Origin of the sequence: Aeromonas sp. 55A, assembly GCF_051919665.1 — a bacterium.
Lineage (GTDB): Bacteria > Pseudomonadota > Gammaproteobacteria > Enterobacterales > Aeromonadaceae > Aeromonas > Aeromonas veronii.
Map to the genome: position 1 here is coordinate 870848 of NZ_JBQBEH010000008.1, position 22431 is coordinate 893278.

Consider the following 22431-nt stretch of genomic DNA (forward strand, 5'->3'; position numbering starts at 1 on the left):
TAGCCTATTTTCAAGTCACTGATATCAATTAACAAAAAACACTCTAACGCAACCGCGTTACAAAAACAGCAACAAACGTTTGTTATTTGAACTGAATGTGACGCAAAAAGACGCATAAATGAGGGCAGATAGGAGAAAAAGGCCAGCAACATGCTGGCCCGAAGCGATATCAGTGACGAACAAACTCGTAGTGCTGATCGATAAAGTCAGCAACACGCTGGCTCAATACCTTGTGCACCGTCCTGGTCGGATGCACCTGATCCCAGAACATATGCTCATCGCAGTTGAGAGTCGCTGCTCGCCCTTTTGCCTGCCCGCTCACCACCGCCTGCGCCAGGATCGGGTTACCGGCAATAGCCACTCTTTCGGAGACACTCAAAGCCGGGGTCGCAGCCACCTCGGCAGCGCTGCCGGAGAATGGCTTCCACGTATAGCCGCCACCGTAACAGGCGTGTTCTGTGTCACTCAGCCCGAACTGCTGGGGATCGCGCATCATCTCGTCAAACTGCTTGTCCACTTCGAACAGCTTCACAATGCCAAGTGGAGCCAGCTCGCGAGTGAGGTTCTGCAACTTCTGGTTGTGGTAGCTGGCCACATGGCGCACCTTCTCCACCACCTTCATGCTGCGGGCTGACGGGGTCTGCCCCAGATCAGGAATGTTGAACAGCAGGATCTGCTGCGCGCCGTTGAGCACCAACCGGTTGGATGCCAGCCGGATGGTATCGATCACCCGATCCGCATCCCGCTCGGTGTTCCAGCCATAGGCCAGATAGTCGTTGGCACCGACCCAGATCACCACCAGATCATCGGGGAGGAACTTGTCCTTTTTCAGGAACTGATCGATCTCGTAATCGAGATTATTGATCACCTGATATTTGGGATCCCAGGACCAGAAACCGAGCCAGCCGTTCAGGGCACCCAGATGGTTATAGGCCACCGCGGTTGCACCGCCTTCCGCCTCGTTGGCCACGACCAGACCGGGAAAACGTTCGTCACCCAACTGCTCCAGCCACACCGGGCCGTTGCTGAAGCGCCCGTTGAAGTAAGGTGGGCTGGAGGGGAGATACCCCCGCATCTTTTTGTACATCTTGCCGGTGTCGGAGAGGCTGTCACCAAACATCACGACCCGGGAAAATGGTTGGCGTCCCTCTGCCGCTTGCGCGGTCAATGCCATTAACCCCAATAAACAAACAAGCCATTTTTTCATATTGTTATGCTCTTCGATTAAGCAGGTGAGACCTGCGGACTTCTCCTCGAGTGGCGACAGGCATGGGAAGAGTCTGCTACCACTGACTTATGGTGAAGGCGACAGATTACTGTTCCAGATGAAATCACACATGTTCCGCCACCGATGAAATCGCTTGCGCTCACAAAACAGACAATCACACCAGCCTATTTCTTTCACGCTTGTTTCACGCCCCCCCCGGCACAATGCCCCCATACCAACGACAGGAGTATGAAATGAACAAGGCAAGCGCAAGCGTAATCGGACTGTTGACCCTGATGTCTGTCTCCTCTTTTGCCATGGCGGCCTATACCGGCCCGCAAGAGCAGAACAAGGTTTCCGTTGCTCAACTGAAAGATCTGGCCGATGACAGCTGGGCCACCCTGGAAGGGAAACTGGTCAAGCACCTGGGCGGCGAGAACTATCTGTTCCGTGATGCCAGCGGTGAGGTGGAGGTCGAAGTGGATCAGGATGTGTGGCGTGGCACCGAAGTGGGCCCGGATGATCAGATCCGCATCCGTGGTGAAGTGGACCACAGCTGGAACAAGACCGAAGTGGAAGTGAAAACCCTGGAGAAAGTGGGCGCGGCCCCGCAGACCAAGGGCGGCTTTATCGCCAAATAAGGCCACTTCAACGACGAACTGGCCAGACGTTAAAAGGGCGCTTGATATCAAGCGCCCTTTTGCATGGTTAACCCAGCGTCACCGCTTAACCGGCCCGACTGGCAAAGGCTCTCTTGAACCCCTTCTCGGCCTGATTGACCTTGTAGAGGTAACGGCGCGCCTCCTCTTTGGGATGTTGCTCCGTCAACACCTGATAGACCGCCTCGGGGGAGAGCCGGTTGATCCGGCCCGGCGCCGCCTTGCGATCGCTGGAGAAGGTATTGAGCACCCCGCCAGCGCCACCGTTATAGGCGGAGATCACCGCATAGCGACGGGAGCGCGGGTCCTCGATATCCGCCAGATAGACGGTCTGCAACAGGTGCAGATAGGCGGTACCAACATCGATGTTGTAGGCCGGGTTGAACAGCTCCTCCCGGGTCGGCTGACCGTTCTTGCCCTTGACCCGCACATAGACGTCACGACCGGCAGTAGCCGGGATCACCTGCATCAGGCCATAAGCGTTGGCATGGCTCACCGCATAGGGGTTGAAGCTGCTCTCGGTCTTGATCACCGCATAGATCAGGCTCTCCGGCACGCCGTATTTGCGCGACGCTTCCCGGATGATCCCCGCATACTTGTAGCCCCGTCGATCTTCATGGTTGGCCACCATGGGTATATCGACGAAGAAGATGGTGCGAATACCCAGAGTGCGCTTCTTCATCGCCGTGTTGAGCAGGTAATCGGCATAACGCTCGGCGCGCCAGGAGGCGCGGATTGGCTGGCGCTGATTGTCCAGCACCTGACCGTAGAGGAAGGGCTCGCCGCCGGTCAGAATTTCCCGGTCGGAGTAAAGATCCACTTCGGCCGGATCGTCCGGCGTCAGCAGGGTCTCGATGATGGCGCGACGCAGGTGAGCGCGGGGATCGATGCCCGAGACCGTCTCCACCATGATGTGACCGCTGGAGAAGTCGATGTGGGCCCGGCTCTTGTACTGATCCGTGTATTTGACGTAGTCAAACTTGCCCGCAAACAGCGCCTCCCGCCCCCATATCTCGTTCACGTTATGGGAGAGCGCGCTGATCATGTGTTCAAAACCGCGGATGTCCTTGCCGTTGACCAGATCGTCATCCTCACTCCCGCTGGGCTTGGGGGAAGATGAGCAGGCAGAGAGAAACAGCAGGGTGCACAGCAGCCAAAAAATTCGGCCCATAGGATCCTCAAACCGGGCAGCAGAGCTGCCCATCATTCATTTGCTGCGACTTCAGGAGCGGTCACGCCAGTGTGGCGCCATTCCCGCACCTGTTCACACGTACAACAGCCGGAGAGCTTACTTGGCAGGCGGGGTGTAACCTTCGATCTGCACTTCACCTGCATCAAACAGGTAGCTGACCATCTCTTTTTCCAGCAGTTGGCGATGCTCAAGATTCATCATGTTGAGCTTTTTCTCGTTGATCAGCATCACCTGCTTCTTCTGCCACTCGGCCCAGGCTTCCTTGCTGATGTTGTCAAAAATCCGCTTGCCGAGCTCACCGGGATAGAGTTGGAAATCCAGACCCGGGCCCTCTTTTTTCAGGCGTTGGCAAAATACAGTACGGCTCATGTTGACCTCTATGGTTGTAACTCTGGATAGGCGAGCAGACGGGCCGTGGCGGCCGCCAGCCCCACCTCGGCAGGATGGCGTAAGTTATACCAGAGTCGGTTATCTGCTTCCATGAGCCGCAGCGGCTGCGCCTCATCAATGTCAATCAGCAGCGGCTGAATATCGAGATGGAAGTGGCTGAAGGTATGGCGAAAACCGGCCAGTTCACGATAACCGTGATGGCTCAGGCCGAGGGATGCCAGCAGACCATCCACCTCCGCCAGCGAGGCCACCTGCGGGAAGCAGTAGAGCCCGCCCCAGATCCCCTGTGGCGGCCGCTTCTCCAGCAGCAGCTCATCGCCGTGACGGATCAGCAGCATGACGCCGTCACGGGCCGGAATGCTCTTCTTGGGCTTGCTGTTGGGATAAGCGGTAGGCTTGCCTTGCGACAGCCCCTGGCAATCGGCCCGCACCGGGCAGCGATCACAGGCAGGCTTGCTGCGGGTGCAGATAGTGGCCCCGATATCCATCATCGCCTGATTGTATTGCGCCACGCCCAGCTTGGGGGTGAGCCGGATGGCGATCTCCCACAGCTCGTTCTCCACCTGTTTTTGGCCGGGCCAGCCCGGCAGCGCCAGCCAGCGGGTGAGTACCCGCTTCACGTTGCCATCAAGGATGGCATGAGGCAGACCCAGAGAGAGCGACAGCACGGCCCCGGCGGTAGAACGGCCAATGCCCGGCAGCGCCATCACCTCGTCAAAGCGCTCGGGAAAGAGGCCGTGGTGATGATCGCGGATTTGCTGGGCCGCCTTGTGCAGGTTGCGAGCCCGGGCGTAGTAGCCAAGCCCGGTCCAGTGGTGCAGCACCTCATCAACAGGGGCCTCGGCCAGCGCCACCACATCGGGGAAGCGCGCCATAAAACGCTGGTAATAGGGGATGACTGTGGCGACCTGGGTCTGCTGCAGCATGATCTCCGAGACCCAGACCCGGTAAGGGGTCTTCTCCTGCTGCCAGGGCAGGGTTTTGCGGCCATGAAGCTCGTACCACTCCAGAACCCGGCTTGCGAAGGTTGATTGATTCACGTTGTTCTCATGTCGTTGATATATGGGGAACTCTGCGGTTCCTTCGGCTCATCTGGCCTGCGCGGGCATAAAGTCATCCCGCAGCACAGCGCCAGCTGTCTGGTGCGGCAGCGTAAGGCCTCGTCACGCCCAAGTCAAAGCCGCGCTGACTGGCACTGCGGGCAGGTGGTGGTCAGGCAGCAAATCGGTAACAAAGACGATATACTCGGCCCCACGATTGATGACGGGAGAGACGGTTTGCAGACTTATCTGGTTGGGGGCGCAGTGCGGGATCGCCTGCTGGGATTGCCGCAGGGCGACAGGGATCATCTGGTGGTCGGTGCCACCATGGAACAGATGCTGGCGCTGGGTTTTACCCAGGTCGGTCGCGACTTTCCGGTATTTCTTCACCCCAAAACCCAGCAGGAGTATGCCCTCGCCCGTACCGAACGCAAACAGGGTCAGGGCTACACCGGCTTTGTCTGCCACGCCGCCCCCGATGTGACGCTGGAGCAGGATCTGCTGCGCCGGGATCTCACCATCAACGCCATCGCCGAAGATGAACAGGGAGAGCTCCACGATCCCTACGGTGGCATTGAGGATTTGAAAAAACGGCTGCTGCGCCACGTCTCCCCCGCCTTTGCCGAAGATCCGCTGCGCATCCTGCGGGTCGCCCGCTTCGCCGCCCGCTTCCACGCTCAGGGCTTTACCATCGCGCCGGAGACCCTCACCCTGATGAGCGAGATGACGGCCGCTGGCGAGCTGGCCCACCTCACGCCGGAGCGAGTCTGGAAGGAGCTGGAGAAGGTACTGCTGGGGCCGACCCCGCAGATCTTTATCGAGGTGCTGCGCCAGTGCGGCGCCCTCAAGGCACTCTTCCCCGAAATCGACGCTCTGTTCGGCGTTCCCGCCCCGGCCAAGTGGCACCCGGAGATCGACACCGGCATCCACACCCTGATGGTGCTGGAGCAGGCGTGCCGGATCTCCCCCGAGCTGACCGTCCGCTTTGCCGCCCTCTGCCACGACCTTGGCAAGGGAGTAACCCCCAAGGAGTTCTGGCCAAGCCATCACGGTCATGGCCAGAAGGGGCTGCCGCTTATTCGCGCTCTGTGCGAGCGGTTCCGGGTACCCAATGAGTGCCGGGATCTGGCGCTGCTGGTGAGCGATCTGCACACCCACATCCATATCGCCTTTGAGCTCAAGCCTGCCACCCTGCTCAAGGTGTTCGACAAGGCTGATGCCTGGCGTCGCCCCGAGCGCTTTGCCCAGCTGCTGGATGCCTGCCGCGCCGACTTCCACGGCCGCACCGGTTTCGAGGAGCGGGTCTACGCCGAGCCGGACTATGTGGCAGAAGCGCTGGCAGCCGCCCAGGCAGTGCCGGTGAAAGAGATAGTGGCGGCCGGTTTCAAAGGGGAAGAGATCAAGGAGCAGCTCGCCAAAAAGCGCACTGATGCCATCAGCCGCATCAAGGATGAGTGGACCTTTATCGAAGAGTAACCTCGGCCCCATAACAGACGGCCGCTCTGATGATGAGCTCCGCAAGGAGAACATCGCCAGGGCGGCCGTTTTGCATCCAGGTTTATATGTGAAGGGGTGCTAACCCCTGCTGGTGCCGTTATGCCGGACCAATTCGCTCCATCAGGCTCATATGGGATGAGCCATCGTGACGCTTGAGGTTCTGGCGATACTCGAACTGGCGCTGGCTCTCTTGCTTGAGCCCCAGTATCAGCGAATAGCACATCGCCAGCATGATCACCGAGAAGGGCAGTGCCGCTATGATGCTGGCCGCCTGCAAGGCCGCCAGGCCGCCGGAAACCAGCAGGATGGCCGCAACCAACCCCTGCCCCAGACCCCATACGGCGCGGTGCAGCACCGGCGGCTCCTGATCACCGATAGAGAGCAGGGTGGTGATGACCAGCGTGCCCGAATCACTGGAGGTGATGAAGTAGGTGCAGATGAGCAGGGTCAGCACGGCCTTGGCGATCCAGCCGAAGGTATCCCAGTGCAGCAGCTCGACCGTCTTGTAGAGCGCCAGCGTCACATCCTGATTGACCGCAGCGACCACGCCGCCACCGCCAAACAGCTCCAGATTCATCGCCGTACCGCCAAACACGGTGAGCCAGAACATGCCGAGCAGCGAGGGTACCAGCAACACACCGAGCACAAACTCGCGAATGGTACGCCCCTTGGAAATGCGGGCGATAAACATGCCGACAAACGGCGCCCAGGCAATCCACCAGCCCCAGTAAAACGCCGTCCAGCTCGACTGCCAGGCCGAAGTACCGTTGGCTTCAGTGTTGGTCCAGAAGCTCAGTTTGACGATGTTCTGCAGGTAATCACCTATGTTCTGCACATAGGCGTTGAGGATATAGGTGGTCGGCCCCAACACCAGAAAGAGCGCAAGTACGAAGACGCTCAGCCAGATATTGAGCTCGGAGAGGATCTTCACCCCTCGCCCGACCCCGGAGACCGCCGACAGAGTGGCGATCAGGCTGATGCCACCAATCAGCCAGAGCTGGTTGGACTGCGACACTGCCATACCGAACATCTGGTTGAGGCCGGTATTCATCTGGGAGACCCCCAGACCAAGGGAGGTCGCCACCCCGAACACGGTGCCGAACACCGCCAGCACATCGGCCGCATGGCCCCAGAAGCCGTAGATGCGCTCACCGAGAATGGGGTAAAGCACGGAGCGAATAGCCAGCGGCAACTTGCGCCGGTAGCTGAAAAAGGCCAGCGATAGGCCAACGATCACATAGATGGCCCAGGGGTGCAGGCCCCAATGGAAAAAGGTGAGGCGCATGGCGATCTGGGCCGCTTCCGGGGTCATCCCTTCGGTAATGAACGGATTGCCCTGCAGATGGTTCATCGGCTCGGCGATGCTCCAGAACACCAGACCGATCCCCATGCCAGCGCTAAAGAGCATGGAGAACCAGGCAAAGTAGCCGAACTCCGGTACCTGGTCGTCGTCACCCAGCCGGATGCTGCCAAAACGGCTGAACATCAGGTAGACAGCGAAGAACAGGAACAGGGCAACCACCAGAATGTAGTACCACTTGAACCCGGCAATGATCTGATCCTTGGCACCGACAAACCAGGCGGCCGCGGTATCGGGAACAAAAACGCCAAACAGCAAAAACAGGGTGATCACGGTGAGGGCCGTCATGGCCATGGTGGGGTTGAGGCCTTTCAATAGCCCTTTGCTTGCTCGCATCCAGCCTCCTTAGTCGTTGTTGAAAAAGTCTTCGCCCACATGATCACCGGCCCCGCCGATGGCGCGATAGACCAGCTTGCCAGCTGCCTGTTCGCGGTGATCCACCAGCGAAACCGAGGGCTGGCCATTCACGGCGTGACGCTTGCCAAGGAAGATGGCCATGGGGACGCCCAGATTGGAGATACCGCTGGTGATCCAGAGGCGATTAAAGTCGTAAGAGCCACCGATGAACTCCAGCTGGGCCAGGCCGGTATCGAGGCCAGTCAGATAGAAGTTCATGGCACTTTCGTCAGGAAAGAGGTGCACCAGCACATAGGCGTAGCGCAATTCATTAACCAACTCCTTTAGGTTGAAAGTACCTGTCTCACTGCAAGAGAGGGGTAACTCACCATCATAGTGGTGTACCTTGAGGTTGTTCGGGTCTTCATCATAGGCAGGCTGATAGCGCACAAAAGCCGAGGTATCCGGCAGTTCATAGCGCACTCTGACCACACGTAACTCGGCCACCAGAGACTTGATATCCAGCTCGTCATTCATCATTTAGCTCCTCAAATGTCAGGGTGAATTCCGTGAAATGCCCGTCAACCTAACACAAAATTAATTAGAGCAGAAATTATTACAACAAAAACCATATTGACCTTGTGACGAATTAGGCGGAAAATTTTGCCCCTCTCCATAGCCCTCCAATGACGCACACCCCATGGAAAAACATGATGAAGTGCTGGTCGCCCTGCGCCAGATTATTCGTGCCATCGACATGCACTCCAGGCGCTTAATCAAAGAAGCCGGGCTCACCTCCCCGCAACTCTTGCTGCTCAAAGGGATCGACGAGTTGGGACAGATCTCCATGCGCCAGCTAGCCGATCACACCAACATGAGCCAGGCCACCGCCACCACCATCATGGACCGATTGGAGAACCGCCAACTGGTGCAGCGCGTTCGCAGCAATACCGACAAGCGCAAGGTTCACGCGACACTGACTGACGCAGGCCGCACCCTGCTGGCCCAGGCCCCGACCCCGCTGCAAGAGCGCTTCATCCAGCGTTTTCAGGCGCTGGAAGCGTGGGAACAGACCCTGCTGCTCTCCTCCCTGCAACGCATCTCATCCATGATGAATGCAGACGAAATCGACGCGGCCCCGGTGCTGAGCGTCAGACCCCTCACCGAAGAGCAGGCATAAGCTGCTGAACAATTTCAGGCATAAAAAAAGCTCCCGAAAGGGAGCTTTGTTCTATCAGGGGTCGTAGAGGATTACTCTTCCAGGCTGATCCCGATATTGGAGACGCCATCCTGAGAGGCGAATACTCTGATGGCCAGAATACGATCGCTGTCGCGCTCATGAGCAACCCGCTTGAGCAGTTCGACCTGGAACTCCAGCTCGGCTTCCATGTACTCGTGCTCGTAGAGCTCCTCTTCGGTCAGATCCCGCTCTTCCAGCAGCTCGATAAAACCGGCCACAGTACCGACTGAGGCATGACTGGCATCGTTGGCCTCTTCGCCAACCCGGCAGATCACCGAGTTATAGGCGCAGCCCAGCGCAACACAGGCATCCAGCGCGGGATAGGCACCGTAGGATTCAAACTTGCGGGGATCCGGAATGTGAGACTCGAACTCTTCGAGAATGGCACCCAGATTGACCCGGGATCCCTTGACGGTGAGGTAGACCCACATCTGATCCAGCGCATGCCGGAAAGCGCCAGCATTGCCAAAGCCGGAGGCCTGACAGAACAGGGCATAGTTGGGGTACATGCGCTCTGCCAGCGCCAGGGTGTAGACGGTCTGTTGCCAAGGCTGTAGCTCGGCCAGTCGCTTATAAAACTTGTCACCAAACACTGGAGTCGGATCCTTTGCAAAATGTGGGGCAGATTGTAGCCCACGAGGGGCGCGGCGAAAACGAAAAAGCGCCCTGGTCGGCTATGTTGCGATATGAAGTCAGGTAAGATGGGTCGAGAGCGGCATCTTGTTGCGCCGCAAATTCTGATAAGGAACAAGAGTATGAGCCAACGTACCCTTCTTTTGCTCAGCCAGGATAATGCTCACTACGAACGGCTGCTCAAGGCCGCCAATCTCCCCCATCTGCGCATTCTACGAGCCGATAACCAGAGCGATGCCGAGAAGCTGATCGGCGAAGCCCATATTCTGATGGCCGAACCAGCCCGTGCCAAACCGCTGCTGCCCAAAGCCAACAAGCTGAGCTGGTTCCAGTCCACCTATGCGGGAGTCGATGTGCTGCTCGACCCTGATAGTCGCCGTGATTATCAGCTCACCAATGTGCGCGGCATCTTCGGCCCGCTGATGAGCGAGTATGTCTTTGGTCATCTGCTCAGCCTGATGCGCCAAATCCCCCTTTATCGGGAGCAGCAGAAACAGCGACTGTGGCAAAGCCACCCCTATCAGGGCCTCAAGGGGCGCACCATGCTGATCCTGGGGACCGGCAGCATTGGTCAGCATATTGCCCACACCGGCAAACATTTTGGCATGAAGGTGCTGGGCATCAGCCGCAGCGGTCGGGAGCGGGCCGGGTTTGATCAGGTTTATCAACTACCTGCGCTCAACAAGATGCTGGTGCAGGCCGATGTCATCGTCAGCGTGCTGCCAGCCACCCGCGATACCCGTCATCTGTTCAATGCCGCCCGCTTCGAACACTGCAAACCGGGCGCCATCCTGTTCAACGTCGGTCGTGGCAGCGCCGTGCACTCGGGCGATCTGCTCACCGCACTGCGTACCGGCAAGCTGGCGATGGCGGTGCTGGATGTGTTCGAGCAGGAGCCGCTGCCCGCCGACAGTCCGCTGTGGGGACAACCCAACCTCATCGTCACCCCCCACAACAGCGCCTACAGCTTCCCGGATGATGTGGCCCAGATCTTTGTGCGCAACTACATCCGCTTTATCGATGGCCAGCCACTGGATGGCAAAATCGACTTCGACAAGGGTTATTGACCCTCACTGCGCATGTAAAAAGGCCCCGCCAATCTGGCGGGGCCTTTCATTTCAGGCTGTGACGACAGGAATCAACCCGCGGCCAGCTCCTTGCGATAGCTCTTCACCTTGGCAAGGAACTGACGACGCTCCTTGCCGCTGAGCGGTTCAGCCATAGGCAGCTTGGCTGTCATGGCATTGACCGGGCGGTTGTTGATCCGCAGCTCGTAGTGGAGGTGAGCACCGGTCGAGCGACCTGTGTTGCCGGAGAGGCCGATCTTGTCGCCCATCTTCACTCGCTGACCGGTTTTGACCAGCAGCTTGCTCAGGTGCAGATAACGGGTAGAGAGAGTACGGCCATGCTTGATGACGATATAGGTACCCGCCAGCGGGTGGCTGGTTGCCTTCTGGACGATACCATCGCCAGTCGCCAGCACTGGCGTGCCTACCGGCACCGCAAAGTCAGTGCCCTCGTGAGGACGCACCATACCGGTTACCGGATGTTTGCGCGCCGGGTTGAAATTGGAGCTGATCCGATAGCGGCTGTGGGTCGGGTAGCGGCGGAAACCGCGCTCCAGACTGTTGCCCTGACCGTCGTAATAGTTGCCGTCATCGGAGAGCCAGGCCGACACCGTCTTGCCCTGGCTAGTCACTTCCACACCCAGCAGCTGGCTGTTGCCAGTGCTCTTGCCTTCCACCGTCTCCTGGCGTACCAGCACTTTGAACTTGTCGCCCTTCTGCAGATCCTTGGCGAAATTCATTCGCCACTGGAACAGGTTGGCAATTTTCTGGATATGGTTGGCCGGAATCCCCGCATTGCGGGCACTGACATAGAAGCTGCCGTTGATCACGCCGTTGTAACGCTGCGGTTGCCACTCGACCTTCTCATTGATCATGGAGGCGGTATAGGCATCATCGCTGCGCGCCATCACCAGCGTCTGCTTGATGTTCAGGCGGATTTTGAGTTGCTGCAGGATGTTGTCCTGATCGATCAGCAGCTCGATATTCTGGCCCGGCTTGAGGCGCGCCAGATAGTTCTTATTGTCCGCGTCCAGCACCTTGTAAAGGGTGGTGGTGGAGAGACCGAGATTGTTAAAAATGGCGGTCAGGTTTTCGCCGTTGCGGACCCGGTAATCCTGCCACTGGGGGGTGGTGTCAACCGGGATGTCGTCATCCGGCGCACTTTGATCAACCAGTTCGTGATCGGGAATTTCGTTAAAGTCGGTGTTGTTTTCGTTGGTTGCCGTACCTGCGGTATCAATGGGCAACTCAAGACGCAGCGGCCGCTCAAGGATGTCACCCGGAGCTGGCAATAATGCCACTGCTGACAGGGTCATGGCCGTCAGCATCAGCATGGCGTAAAAGTGTTTGCGGGGAACCGGTGGTTCCCAATTGGCAGCCTGTACTACCAAGGGACGGAGACGTTTCATCCGCTATCCTGTATTTAGATCTAAAGAGTGTGAGTTGCGATGTCAGTTGTGACAAAACCGTATAAAACTGTTTGTTGGACACAAATAGTTACAAATAGTTCATCACAATCTGCATGAACCTCACATTTTATGCATAACCCGCCCGGATGGGCAGAAATGATCGTCTTTTTTAACCATTTTTTCCTATTTTTAAGAACCGGGTCGGATTCGATACTGAATAGAAACCCAAAATGTTGCGATAACTTTTCCATGGAGTGGATATGTCGTTAGCAAAACTGTTAATCAGAATAATTGTCGTCCTGTTCCTGATCGGTGCAGTGCTGCTGTTTGCACTGGAAGTCACGACGGTCCGCCAATCCATCCTCGACCAGATGTCAGCCAACCTGGAAACCGCCATCACCGCTCTCGGGCTGGTGCTGCAAGGAACCCTGCTCAATGACGACAATGTGCTGGCGGAAACCATCGTTAATGCCATGTTCGATGGCGGCTTCGTCAGCTCGGTCACCCTGATCGATCCCGATGGCCAGTTGCTGTTTCAGAAGGTCTTCCACTCTACCCAGCAAAATGTCCCAGGCTGGCTTCCCTCGGTTATCGGCATGCCCCCCGTCAAGATTGAGCAAGAGTTGACCGATGGCTGGCGCATGCTGGGCACTCTGACCCTTGAGGGGCATAGCGGCTACGCCTATCAGCATCTGTGGAATGCCATCAGTCGCACCGGCATAGCCCTGCTGGCGGGGCTCGTCGTATTTACCCTGGTCATCTCTCTGGTCTGCAAGCGCCTGCTGCAACCACTGGAACAGATCAACCTGCAGCTGATCCGCATCCGCAAACACCAGTTCAACAGCACCCTGCCCACTCCCTGGTTGCAAGACCTCAAAGAAGTGGCCCTTTCTATCAACCAGCTGCTCTCCGAACGCAAACGGGATCTGCTGCAACAACGACTCAAGATCACCCAACTGGGAAAACAGCTGCCACTGACAACCCCACAGCCGTTGCAAGGAGTGAGTCCACTGCCGGAAGGTGGGCAACTGCAAAAATTTGTCTCCACACAAGGGGAGATCGCGCTCTATCAGCGTTTCTTGCCCAGTCAGCCCCTCGGTGCCGACAGCGATCTCGCAACCATCCAGAGCGCCCTGCAACAGTGGCAGCACTCTCATATAGAAGGGGTCTTGCTGCCCCTCTCCCTGCTCAATCACCCGCAATGGTCCGAGATCGCCCCTCTGCTAAGCCAGGGGCGAGGAAAAACACTGGATTGGCGCTGGGATGTAGCCACCTTTCCCGCCCACGGCCAGTCTACCTTGGCTGCGTTGCAGGAACAGGGGGGTGAGCTCGCCTTCAGCGCCATTCCCCTCAATGCGGATACCTTCAATCAACTTGACCCGCTCAATCCCATTTTTATCAGCTGTCAGCTGACCAATGAGCCGCTCTACTGGAATCTGCTCTCCCAGACCATGCATGCCGCTGGTTATACCCTGCTAGCAGAATCGGGAGAGTGTAACGACATCGACAAACTACGGACCTGGGGTATCGATGGTTATGCCAAGGAGGCGCAATCATGAAAAAGCTCGCCATGCTGTTGCCCCTGCTGTGGCAACCCGGCCTGATGGCTGAAACCGTCACTATCACCACCGGGGGTGAGCAGGGGATTTATCACCAGATAACCAAAGAGTTTTGCCGTCTGGCCCATGAGGTCGATGAGCAACTTGCGTGCACATTGCAGAGCTCATCGGGTTCAATAGAAAACCTGAAGCGGCTGAAGAGTGGCGAGACATCCTACGCCATGGTGCAGTCAGACTGGCTATATCAGGCAAGCCAGGGCTTGGGCCCTTTTGCCACCCAGCCGCAACCTGAGCTACGCGCCCTGTTTGCCACCCATGCCGAGCCCTTCACCATAGTGATCCGTGCCGATGGCGATATCACTTCACTGGAACAGCTCAAGCTCGCCCCCATCGACATGGGGTTGAAGAGTTCGGGTACCCGCCAGACGGCCCTGACCCTGTTCAACATCTTGGGAGCAAAAGAGCAGGATCTCGATCTGAAGAGCATGGCCAACCTGCCGGATGCGCTCTGCAGCAAGCAGATCGACGCATTTGCATTGGTGATGGGGCATCCCAACCGGATTGTGCTCGACACCGCCAAACGTTGCGCGGTCACTTTCCTCCCCATCGATGGGGCCACCCGGGATCAGCTACTCAAGGGGGTCAAATATTACCAACGTAGTCAGGTGCCCGCTCGTATCTACCCCGGCAATCTGAAGGCAACGCCCACCTTTGCCATTGCCGCCACTCTGGTTACCAATGCCACCATGCCGGAAGAGTCTGTCTATCGCCTGACCAAGGCCATGCTGGCCCAGCAGACCAAGTTCAATGAGCTGACTTATGGCTACGCCAATATGTTTCACCGGGCACGCAATAAAACCGGCCCGGTGCTGATTATTGAGCAGCATCCGGGCGCAGCGAAATATTTCGATGAGTTGAAGGCGGCGGGCAAGCTATAGCTGACGACGGGGAGAGCGCAGTTGCTCGCTGGAGAAGCGGGTCTTCATCGATGTCCACTGCGCCAACCGATCGGCACTCCCCGCCAGCGTCCCTTCCCGCCGTGACTTCATGATCCAGATGCTTTTGGCATCGAAACTGTAAACGGGAATGAGGTCGGTACGCTTACTGCCCGGCAGGATCCGGCTGTTGATGTTGTCGAGCACCAGTGGGTCAGCCTTGGGTGTCGGGAAGTAGAGCGTCACCATGTGGAACTGGTTGTAACGCACAGCCTTGACGTAGGCCAGCCGCAGCTTCTTCTCATCCACCCCCAGCTCCATCAGGGTATAGTACTTGGAAATGCTGTAATCCTCGCAATCCCCACCCCGGGCACCGATGAACTCCAGCGGATTGGCCCAGTAATCCTCATCCCCCCACAGCTTGGGATCCTCGCTGTAGGTCAGATTGTTGAAGTAGTTGTTCACCAGCTCGATCTTCTGCTGGTCGGTTGTACCCGCTCTGGGGGTGAGCAGGCGAGAGAATGCCTCGGCCCGTTGAATGGCGCGGCCACCATACACTTCCTGCAGCTTGGCCCGCAGATCCGGACTGGCAATATATTCGGAAAGACGCGAAGCCTGCACGTTGGCGCAACATAGCGCCAACGTGCAAGCCGGGATCAACAACCATTTCATACCGGACACTCCATGTCAGATGCTGGAGGTCAGTATAGCCCCTCCGGATGAGAGGCTCAGCCGCTGATCAGCGACACTGGGCGAATGCGTCTGCCAGTTGCTGCATGAATTGGGGATAACCATCCGGGCCGAGCGGTACCTGCTCACCCACCTCATCAAGCAACAGCACCTTGGCGCCGGTATTGCGTGCCACCGATTCGATCACAGCCGGTGAGAATTGCGGCTCGGCATAAATGCAGCTCGCCTGCTTCTCTTCCAGCGCCTTGCGAATATCCACTAGCGTCTTGGCGCCAGGGCGACGCTCAGGGCTCACGGTAAAGTGACCCTTTGAACTCATGCCGTAGTGGCGCTCCCAGTAGCCATACGCCTCGTGGAAGACAAAGTACCCCTTCTCATTCACCGCCTTCATCTGGCCAGCAATCACCTTGTCTTTGGCATCCACCTTGGTAACAAATGCCGCGAGGTTGGCGTCATAACGAGCCTGATTGGTCGGATCCAGCTTGCCCAATTCACTTGCGATCGCCTTGGCAATCACCTTGGCCTGCGTCGGGCCAAGCCAGATATGGGGATCGACCCCTTCGTGATGATGTCCCTCATGCCCTTCATCATGATCATGGTTACCGTGCTCGTGGGCGGCATGATCGTGATCATCATGGTCATGGGAGTCATGACTATCCTGAGTCGCGTAGTTGAACAGCGGCATCCCCTCAACCTGAGTCAGGGCCAGAGCATGGGGATGATTAGCCAGCGGCTTGGCCATAAAACCTTCCAGCTCGGGGCCAACCCACACCACCAGACCAGCACCGTTGATGCTGCGAATATCGGAGGGGCGCAGGGAGAAATCGTGGGGCGAGGCGCCGGTCGGCAACAATACCTTGGGCTCACTCACGCCGTCAGTGATCGCTGCTGCGATGAAGCCTAGCGGCTTGATGGTGGTCAGTACCTCAATGGCACGAACAGGCAAACTCACCGCCAGCAGGGCAGTGAAAAGCGCAATAATTCTCATTGGTGAATCTCGTCAGGGGGTGAGTATGTGATAATATAACAGCCGCTTTTTGTTATATTATAACTCTTACTGGCTGTAAACCCCGGAGTTGTCATGAGCCAACTGGTAGAGCTGAAAGAGGTCTCTCTCTCGTTTGATGGACGCTCTGTGCTCGACAAGGTCTCCTTTACTCTCAATAAAGGCAAAATCACCACGCTCGTCGGCCCCAACGGGGCTGGCAAGAGCACCCTGAGCAAGCTGGTGCTGGGCCTGCTCACGCCGGATTCAGGCAAGATCACCCGCAGCCGCGATCTGAGAGTCGGCTATGTACCGCAGCGCCTCTATCTGGATCCCACCCTGCCGCTGACGGTGCGTCGCTTCCTGCAACTGGGCAAAAATAGCCGCCTCTCCATCGAGGAGGCGCTGGCCCGGGTGGGCGCAGAGGGATTGCTGGAGAACCGGATGCAAAAACTCTCCGGCGGCGAGATGCAGCGCGTGCTGCTGGCTCGCGCCCTGCTGGTCAAGCCCGAGCTGCTGGTGCTGGACGAACCGGTGCAAGGGGTTGATATCACCGGCCAGATCGAGCTCTACGCCCTCATCGGTCAGCTCGCCGCCGAATTTAATTGTGCCGTGCTGATGGTCTCCCACGACTTGCATCTGGTGATGGCCAGCACCCACGAGGTGATCTGCCTAAATCGCCACGTCTGCTGTCATGGCGAGCCGGAAAGCGTGGCGCGCCACCCCGAATTTGCCCGTCTGTTCGGGCGACCGGAGCAGGAGGTGCTGGCTGTCTATACCCACCATCACCACTGCGACGGCGAACACCATCATCATGAACCGCAGGCCCCCGTCATCCGCCTGCCCTCTCGCAACAACGCTCACAGCAAATAGCGCAAGCAACAGGACATTCAAGTGGACAGCTTTTTGTTATACGCCCTCGCGGCCGGTCTCGGCATCGCCCTGCTGGCCGGCCCCCTCGGCAGCTTCGTGGTATGGCGCAAAATGGCCTATTTTGGCGACACCCTCTCCCACGCCTGCCTGTTTGGTATCGCGCTGGGCATTCTGCTGCAGGTCGATCTCACCCTAGCGGTAGTGGTCTGCTGCCTCGCCATGGCAATGCTATTGGTGATCATGAGTCGCAACCAGCAGGTGGCAACTGATACCCTGCTCGGCATTCTGGCCCACAGCGCCCTGTCCCTCGGTCTGGTTACCTTGAGTTTTATGGATAACGTGCGGGTGGATCTGATGGCCTACCTGTTTGGCGACCTGCTCTCGGTACAACCGATGGACCTGCTCTGGATCTACGGCGGTGGCGCGCTGGTACTGCTCACCCTCTGGCGACTGTGGGATCCCCTGCTCTCCATGACCATCTCGGAAGAGCTGGCACGAGTAGAGGGGATCCGGGTCGATGTGCTGCGCTGTGTGCTGATGCTGCTGATCGGGCTGGTGATTGCCGTGGCGATGAAGTTTGTCGGGGCGCTGATCATCACCTCCCTGCTGATCATCCCCGCCGCTACCGCCCGCCGCTTCAGCCAGACGCCGGAGCAGATGGCCGGCTTTGCCGCGCTGATTGGCTGTCTCGCCGTGCTGGGTGGATTGACCCTCTCCTGGTATCAGGACACCCCAGCTGGGCCTTCGGTCGTCGTCTGTGCCACCAGCCTGTTTGTGCTGAGCCAGTTCAAGAGAGCGTAACGGTGCAGGCTAGAGCGGCATGCTCTGGCGTGTCTCCATCATCAGCCACTGGCGCAATCGGCTGATGGCGGGCTCATGGGCCCGCGAGCGCTTGCAGGTAAAGTAGAAGGCATCCCCCGTCTCCAGCTGGTGTACCGGCAAAGCCACCAGCTGGGGATCATCGGGCCGCAGCATGTAGTCATTCACGAACGCCACCCCCTGATCCCAGGCCGCAGCCTCCATCGCCAGCAGCACATGGCTGAAATGGTGCATCCGCGCCTCGTCCGGGATCACCAGCCCGCCCGCCTTGGCCCAGCGCTGCCAATCCTCCCCCCGCGCCTTGTAAATGGACTGCACCGAGAGCAGCGGCAGCTGCCAGATGGCCTCAGGCCACTCCCCGCTGATCTGCTGCAACAAGCGGCGGCTGCAGACCGGAAAGAGCCGCTCCTGATAGATAAGATCGTGGCAATAGCCTCGCCCGTGGGGTGAGACTGTGATAAAGCAGTCCGCCACTCTATCGGAGAGTTCGGGGTCTTCAGCCACCATCTCCAGACTCAAATCCAGCTCGGGGTAGAGCTGGCGCAATCCAGCCAACCGCGGGATCAGCCACTTCACCGCAAACGAGCTGTAGACCGCGAGCCGGACTCGCATCTCGCCACCACCACGCAGCTGTTCGCTGCTTTGGGCAATCTGGCTGAGCCCGGCGGCAATCCCTTCGAAGTAGCTCTCCCCCTGGGTTGTCAGCGAGAGCAGCCGACCCTGACGCAGCAGCAAGCGCTCACCCAGAAAATCCTCCAGCAGGCGGATCTGGTGGCTGACCGCACTCTGGCTGACGTTCAATTCAAGGGCGGCACGGGAGAAGCTGAGCAGCCGGGCCACTACCTCGAAATATTGCACCGCACGCAGAGGAGGAAGCTTCATTATCTAAATATCTCATGAGTGGTCATTTTTTATCATTTTACTGGATAACGTCCCCCGCGCTACCCTCCCCTCATCTGAAGTGGGAGGTGGTATGAATGCAGTAGGGGTCGGCATCCTTTATCTGGTGCTGGGCAATATGGTGGCGGTCTTTTCCGATGCACTGGTCAAGGTACTGGAGCCGGATCAGCCCATCTTCCAGTTTGTCTTTTTCCGCCAGCTCTCGGCCGCCATTCTGCTGATGCCCTGGCTGCTCTGGTCATGGCGCCGCAATCCACCGGTGGCCATCAAGTGGCACCTGCTGCGGGCCCATATCTGGGCGGTCGGCGTCTGTCTGATGGTAGTGGCCCTCACCCGCTTGCCGCTCGCCACTGCCAACGCCCTCTTCTATGCCGCGCCGCTGATGATGGTACCGCTGGCGGTGTGGATGGCGGGGGAAGCGATCTCGCGCCAGAAGGTGCTGACCGCAGTCATCGGATTTATCGGGGTTTTGATCGTGCTGCGCCCGACCGAGGTTAACTGGGCCGCACTCGCGGCGCTCGGGGTGGCGCTGTCGATGGCGCTCAACAACCTGCTAATCAAGCGGATCCCGCTCAAGCAGCCCATCGCCCAGACCCTGTTTTTCACCAACGTACTGAGCATGCCCTTCATTCTCGCGCTGGCCTTGTGGGAAGGGGGCGACTGGCAGTGGCAGATGTGGTGGCCCGCCTTCGGCTCCTCGGCGCTGATCATGGTCTATGCGGGATTGTGCGTGGTGGCCTATCGCAAGGCGGAAGCGAGCAAGATCGCCTCGGCGGAGTACACCGGCCTGTTGATGGCGGTGGCCATCGGGGTGTGGCTGTTTGACGAGCAGCCGGGCTTGCCGCTGCTGCTGGGCTGTATCTGCATCGTCCTGCCGCTCATCGCCATGGCGCGCAACAAGCCAAAGCCGCTGGCCGAGCCAGCGCTCTAATACTCAGGGTCGTTTCAGCAAAGGGGCGACCCTTTGCTGCAGATGAGGGATGACCTCCTGCTCGAACCAGGGATTCTTTTTGAGCCAGAGGGTATTGCGCGGGGAGGGATGCGGCAGCGGCAACCAGCCGGGGCTATAGTCGGCCCAGCTGCGCACCGTCTCGGTGAGCGATCCCATGGCCGCCCCCCGCAGGTAATGGGCTTGCGCATACTGGCCGATCAGCAGGGTCAGTTCGATATTGGGTAGCAGCATCAACACCTTGCCGTGCCAGGTGGGCGCACATTCGGGGCGCGGCGGCAGATCGCCGGATTTTCCCCTGCCGGGATAACAGAGCCCCATCGGCATGATGGCGATGCGGGATTCGTCGTAAAAGGTGGCCTTATCAACACCGAGCCACTGGCGCAAGCGATCGCCAGAGGGGTCATCCCACGGGATACCGCTGGCATGCACCCGAGTGCCAGGCGCCTGACCGATGATCAGCAGGCGGGCACTCTCGGCCCCGCGGATCACCGGACGAGGCCCCAGCGGCAGATGAGCCTCGCACAGACGGCAGGCCCTGATTTGCCCAAACAACTTATCGATTCGCTGCATGACGTTGATAGTACCAGCATTTCCCTGTTTTCCCTCTTGTGGAAACAGGGCGTGCCCCCTACTATCGCCATGGATGTTTAATTTAATAAACGGATAATAATGAAAAACTGGCTAGGTACCGGCACCGCGACCCTCTCCTTCATCCTGTGGGGGATGCTGCCGCTCTATTATCAATTCATGCCCGAGGTCAACATGTGGGAGCTGATCTCCCACCGGGTGCTCTGGTCTGTGGTGCTGCTGGGTGCCCTGTTTTTGCTGCTTGGCCACAAAGTGCCCTGGGCACAACTGCGCAGCGAGCCGCGCCAGCTCGGCCTCATTCTGCTGGCGGGCCCCGTCATGTCCATCAGCTGGTGCATGTTCACCTGGTGCCTCACCACCGGGCAGGTGCTGACCACCAGCCTCGCCTTCTTTATGACCCCGCTGTTCAATATCGTATTCGCCGTCATCTTCCTCAAAGAGCGGCTCACCCCGCAAAAGCATCTGGCGGTCGCCCTGGCGCTGGCGGGGCTCGCCTACATGCTCTTCTGCTACGGCCAGCTCCCCTGGTTCTCCCTCATCATGGGGGCCAACTTCGCCTGCTATGGCCTTATCAAGAAGAAGATCCACTACGACACCGGCACCAGCCTCTATCTGGAAGCCATGGTGCAACTGCCCGTCGCGCTGATCATCATCGGCACGCTGGCATGGCACGGGGAAGGGGCATTCGTGAACGGAGACCTGGCTGACAAGCTGCTGCTGATGGGCAGTGCGCCCGCCACCCTGCTGCCGGTGGGGCTGTTCTGCTACGCGGTGGCGAGAACCCGGATGAGCACTGTGGGACTGCTGCAATATATCGAGCCCAGCCTCGCCTTCCTGCTCGCCATCTACTGGTTTGGTGAGGCGCCGGACCCCATCAAGGCAGTCGGTTTCGCCTTTGTCTGGGCAGGTCTGCTGGTGAGCCTGTTGCCACTGCATCGGCTCAAGCGCCGCCCTCAGGGCGTACCGCGATAGGACTCCAACACCTTGTGCCAGCGGGGATCCCTGTCCATCTGCTCGGCGATGTCGTTGAGGGTGGCATGCAGCTCGGGACGGGATTTGGGCAGCAGGATATGGCGGGTATAGCTGGATTGGGGGAAGGGTGAGATAAACAGCTTGCCCTGATAGTGCTGTGAATCGATGAAAAAGCCCAGCGATGAACCACTCACCAGCGTCACATCGATGCGGCCGCGCACCAGCAGCTCAAGATTGGTCTTCACCTTCTTGGCATCCTGACGTACCAGCTCCCCGCGGCCAGCTGCATCATCGATCCCCTGATAGCGGTAGCCCTCCACCCCGCCAAACACCAGCCCCTTGAGGGAGTCTGGCCCGCGATAGGTGACCGGGTTGTCAATGTTCGAGACCAGCTCGTTGGTGTCGCGCATCACCGGAAAGGTCCAGAGATAGCGTTCGCGATGGGGATCCCCCACCCAGGCGGGATTGACCCAGACCACCAGACCGTCAAAGTCGGGATCAGCCATCTCCAGCGCCAGTCGGGCGCGATTGACCAGCCAAAGCTCGATTCTGGGTTCACCCCCCAGCTTTTCATTGAGATACTTGACCAGCTCGCGGCTCAGCCCTGCATCCACTCCGGTGTTGAAGGGCGGATGCTGATGGTAATCGTAGAGACGGATCGTCTCCCCCAGAGCCGGGACCGACAACAGTAACCACAACCAAAACCAGACTCTCATCGCACCTCCTTGAGCTGCCTCTGAGTTTGGCACAGAGAATTTGAATGAGAGAACCCGCGACCACCACTCCAGCGCCGCAACCATCCGCCCCTTCCCGCTGGTCTGTCTATATGGTGCGTACCGCCACCGGCCTGCTCTATACCGGGATCAGCACGGATCCGCTGCGCCGCCTGCGCCAGCACCAGAGTGGCAAGGGCGCTCGCGCCCTGCGCGGCAAGGGGCCACTGACGCTGGTGTGGCAACAGGAAGTCGGCGAGAAGGGGGCAGCCCTGCGCATCGAATATCGCCTCAAGCAGCAGCCGAAATCCTTCAAGGAGCAGCTGATCCACAGCCCGGCACTCTGGCAGAGCTGGAGCCCCCAGTGGTTACCCGCAGCCACCCAGCCTTGAGGACGACAGGCAAAAAAAGGCCA

24 protein-coding genes are annotated in these 22431 nt (G+C 58.7%); 11 read left to right on the top strand and 13 right to left on the bottom strand.

Translation table 11 applies throughout. From position 1 onward, the window contains the following. Positions 1-169: 169 nt before the first annotated feature. Positions 170-1207 carry an SGNH/GDSL hydrolase family protein gene (locus ACTG2G_RS07990; RefSeq protein WP_421386894.1) on the bottom strand — a complete coding sequence of 346 codons (1038 nt, stop codon included), beginning with the start codon at positions 1205-1207 and terminating at the stop codon, positions 170-172. A gap of 254 nt (positions 1208-1461) precedes the next feature. Between ACTG2G_RS07990 and ACTG2G_RS07995 the strand changes: the two genes are divergently transcribed. Beyond that, positions 1462-1848: a YgiW/YdeI family stress tolerance OB fold protein gene (locus ACTG2G_RS07995; RefSeq protein WP_005335826.1), complete on the top strand. Its 387-nt coding sequence runs from the start codon at positions 1462-1464 to the stop codon at positions 1846-1848. 85 nt (positions 1849-1933) lie between these two features. Here the strand turns inward: ACTG2G_RS07995 and mltC are convergent, their stop codons facing one another. The 3 genes from mltC to mutY all read right to left on the bottom strand — a co-directional run bounded on the left by mltC (position 1934) and on the right by mutY (position 4488). Next, complete coding sequence (gene mltC / locus ACTG2G_RS08000; protein WP_042052484.1) at positions 1934-3037, bottom strand: membrane-bound lytic murein transglycosylase MltC; 1104 nt, start codon at positions 3035-3037, stop codon at positions 1934-1936. Between the two features lie 117 nt (positions 3038-3154). Beyond that, the gene (locus ACTG2G_RS08005) at positions 3155-3427 is read right to left on the bottom strand and encodes an oxidative damage protection protein (protein WP_058056466.1); all 273 of its coding nucleotides are present in this window, start codon (positions 3425-3427) and stop codon (positions 3155-3157) included. Positions 3428-3435: 8 nt separating this feature from the next. Further along, on the bottom strand, positions 3436-4488 hold the full coding sequence (gene mutY / locus ACTG2G_RS08010) for an A/G-specific adenine glycosylase (protein ID WP_421386892.1): 1053 nt from the start codon (positions 4486-4488) through the stop codon (positions 3436-3438). Between the two features lie 237 nt (positions 4489-4725). On the opposite strand from mutY, the gene ACTG2G_RS08015 reads away from it, so the two are divergent. After that, positions 4726-5964 (top strand): multifunctional CCA addition/repair protein, encoded by a 1239-nt coding sequence (locus ACTG2G_RS08015; RefSeq protein WP_421386891.1) that lies wholly within the window; start codon positions 4726-4728, stop codon positions 5962-5964. A 118-nt stretch (positions 5965-6082) separates the two neighbouring features. Here ACTG2G_RS08015 and ACTG2G_RS08020 read toward each other — a convergent pair whose 3' ends face one another. Both ACTG2G_RS08020 and ACTG2G_RS08025 read right to left on the bottom strand, forming a co-directional pair. Continuing rightward, the gene (locus ACTG2G_RS08020; protein WP_421386890.1) at positions 6083-7681 is read right to left on the bottom strand and encodes a BCCT family transporter; all 1599 of its coding nucleotides are present in this window, start codon (positions 7679-7681) and stop codon (positions 6083-6085) included. A 9-nt stretch (positions 7682-7690) separates the two neighbouring features. Then, on the bottom strand, positions 7691-8218 hold the full coding sequence (locus ACTG2G_RS08025; protein ID WP_005335836.1) for a hypothetical protein: 528 nt from the start codon (positions 8216-8218) through the stop codon (positions 7691-7693). Between the two features lie 163 nt (positions 8219-8381). On the opposite strand from ACTG2G_RS08025, the gene ACTG2G_RS08030 reads away from it, so the two are divergent. Further along, positions 8382-8861 carry a MarR family winged helix-turn-helix transcriptional regulator gene (locus ACTG2G_RS08030; RefSeq protein ID WP_421386889.1) on the top strand — a complete coding sequence of 160 codons (480 nt, stop codon included), beginning with the start codon at positions 8382-8384 and terminating at the stop codon, positions 8859-8861. Between the two features lie 71 nt (positions 8862-8932). Here ACTG2G_RS08030 and ACTG2G_RS08035 read toward each other — a convergent pair whose 3' ends face one another. Continuing rightward, entirely contained in the window at positions 8933-9514 is a 582-nt protein-coding gene (locus ACTG2G_RS08035; RefSeq protein WP_005335839.1) for a YjaG family protein, read from the bottom strand. Positions 9515-9676: 162 nt separating this feature from the next. On the opposite strand from ACTG2G_RS08035, the gene ACTG2G_RS08040 reads away from it, so the two are divergent. Beyond that, on the top strand, positions 9677-10621 hold the full coding sequence (locus ACTG2G_RS08040) for a D-2-hydroxyacid dehydrogenase (RefSeq protein WP_421386887.1): 945 nt from the start codon (positions 9677-9679) through the stop codon (positions 10619-10621). Between the two features lie 71 nt (positions 10622-10692). On the opposite strand, the gene mepM is transcribed toward ACTG2G_RS08040, so the two are convergent. After that, positions 10693-12030 carry a murein DD-endopeptidase MepM gene (gene mepM, locus ACTG2G_RS08045; RefSeq protein WP_005354854.1) on the bottom strand — a complete coding sequence of 446 codons (1338 nt, stop codon included), beginning with the start codon at positions 12028-12030 and terminating at the stop codon, positions 10693-10695. A 260-nt stretch (positions 12031-12290) separates the two neighbouring features. Between mepM and ACTG2G_RS08050 the strand changes: the two genes are divergently transcribed. Continuing rightward, positions 12291-13589: a LapD/MoxY N-terminal periplasmic domain-containing protein gene (locus ACTG2G_RS08050; protein ID WP_429205540.1), complete on the top strand. Its 1299-nt coding sequence runs from the start codon at positions 12291-12293 to the stop codon at positions 13587-13589. After that, a complete protein-coding gene (locus ACTG2G_RS08055; protein WP_429205538.1) occupies positions 13586-14527 on the top strand; it encodes a TAXI family TRAP transporter solute-binding subunit in 942 nt (313 codons plus the stop codon). Before ACTG2G_RS08050 ends, ACTG2G_RS08055 begins: the two co-directional genes overlap by 4 nt. On the opposite strand, the gene ACTG2G_RS08060 is transcribed toward ACTG2G_RS08055, so the two are convergent. After that, positions 14522-15196, bottom strand: a complete 675-nt coding sequence (locus ACTG2G_RS08060) for a transglutaminase-like cysteine peptidase (RefSeq protein WP_005335848.1) — start codon at positions 15194-15196, stop codon at positions 14522-14524. The genes ACTG2G_RS08055 and ACTG2G_RS08060 overlap by 6 nt on opposite strands. Before the next feature lie 67 nt (positions 15197-15263). Continuing rightward, the gene (gene znuA / locus ACTG2G_RS08065; RefSeq protein WP_429205536.1) at positions 15264-16202 is read right to left on the bottom strand and encodes a zinc ABC transporter substrate-binding protein ZnuA; all 939 of its coding nucleotides are present in this window, start codon (positions 16200-16202) and stop codon (positions 15264-15266) included. Between the two features lie 93 nt (positions 16203-16295). On the opposite strand from znuA, the gene znuC reads away from it, so the two are divergent. After that, complete coding sequence (gene znuC, locus ACTG2G_RS08070) at positions 16296-17072, top strand: zinc ABC transporter ATP-binding protein ZnuC (RefSeq protein ID WP_005354861.1); 777 nt, start codon at positions 16296-16298, stop codon at positions 17070-17072. Positions 17073-17093: 21 nt separating this feature from the next. Further along, positions 17094-17873 (top strand): zinc ABC transporter permease subunit ZnuB, encoded by a 780-nt coding sequence (gene znuB, locus ACTG2G_RS08075; protein WP_005354863.1) that lies wholly within the window; start codon positions 17094-17096, stop codon positions 17871-17873. A 9-nt stretch (positions 17874-17882) separates the two neighbouring features. Here the strand turns inward: znuB and ACTG2G_RS08080 are convergent, their stop codons facing one another. Further along, on the bottom strand, positions 17883-18773 hold the full coding sequence (locus ACTG2G_RS08080; RefSeq protein WP_107682801.1) for a LysR substrate-binding domain-containing protein: 891 nt from the start codon (positions 18771-18773) through the stop codon (positions 17883-17885). A gap of 91 nt (positions 18774-18864) precedes the next feature. Here ACTG2G_RS08080 and ACTG2G_RS08085 point away from each other — a divergent pair, with 91 nt between their 5' ends. Beyond that, positions 18865-19722 carry a DMT family transporter gene (locus tag ACTG2G_RS08085; RefSeq protein WP_307896215.1) on the top strand — a complete coding sequence of 286 codons (858 nt, stop codon included), beginning with the start codon at positions 18865-18867 and terminating at the stop codon, positions 19720-19722. A gap of 3 nt (positions 19723-19725) precedes the next feature. Here ACTG2G_RS08085 and ACTG2G_RS08090 read toward each other — a convergent pair whose 3' ends face one another. Next, positions 19726-20313: a uracil-DNA glycosylase family protein gene (locus ACTG2G_RS08090; RefSeq protein WP_421279988.1), complete on the bottom strand. Its 588-nt coding sequence runs from the start codon at positions 20311-20313 to the stop codon at positions 19726-19728. 99 nt (positions 20314-20412) lie between these two features. On the opposite strand from ACTG2G_RS08090, the gene rarD reads away from it, so the two are divergent. Continuing rightward, entirely contained in the window at positions 20413-21303 is an 891-nt protein-coding gene (gene rarD / locus ACTG2G_RS08095) for an EamA family transporter RarD (RefSeq protein WP_042052465.1), read from the top strand. Here the strand turns inward: rarD and ACTG2G_RS08100 are convergent. Further along, positions 21285-22019: a substrate-binding periplasmic protein gene (locus ACTG2G_RS08100; RefSeq protein ID WP_108541231.1), complete on the bottom strand. Its 735-nt coding sequence runs from the start codon at positions 22017-22019 to the stop codon at positions 21285-21287. The genes rarD and ACTG2G_RS08100 overlap by 19 nt on opposite strands. 44 nt (positions 22020-22063) lie before the next feature. Here ACTG2G_RS08100 and ACTG2G_RS08105 point away from each other — a divergent pair, with 44 nt between their 5' ends. Then, positions 22064-22408, top strand: a complete 345-nt coding sequence (locus ACTG2G_RS08105; RefSeq protein ID WP_139735541.1) for a GIY-YIG nuclease family protein — start codon at positions 22064-22066, stop codon at positions 22406-22408. The last annotated feature ends 23 nt before the right edge of the window (positions 22409-22431 follow it).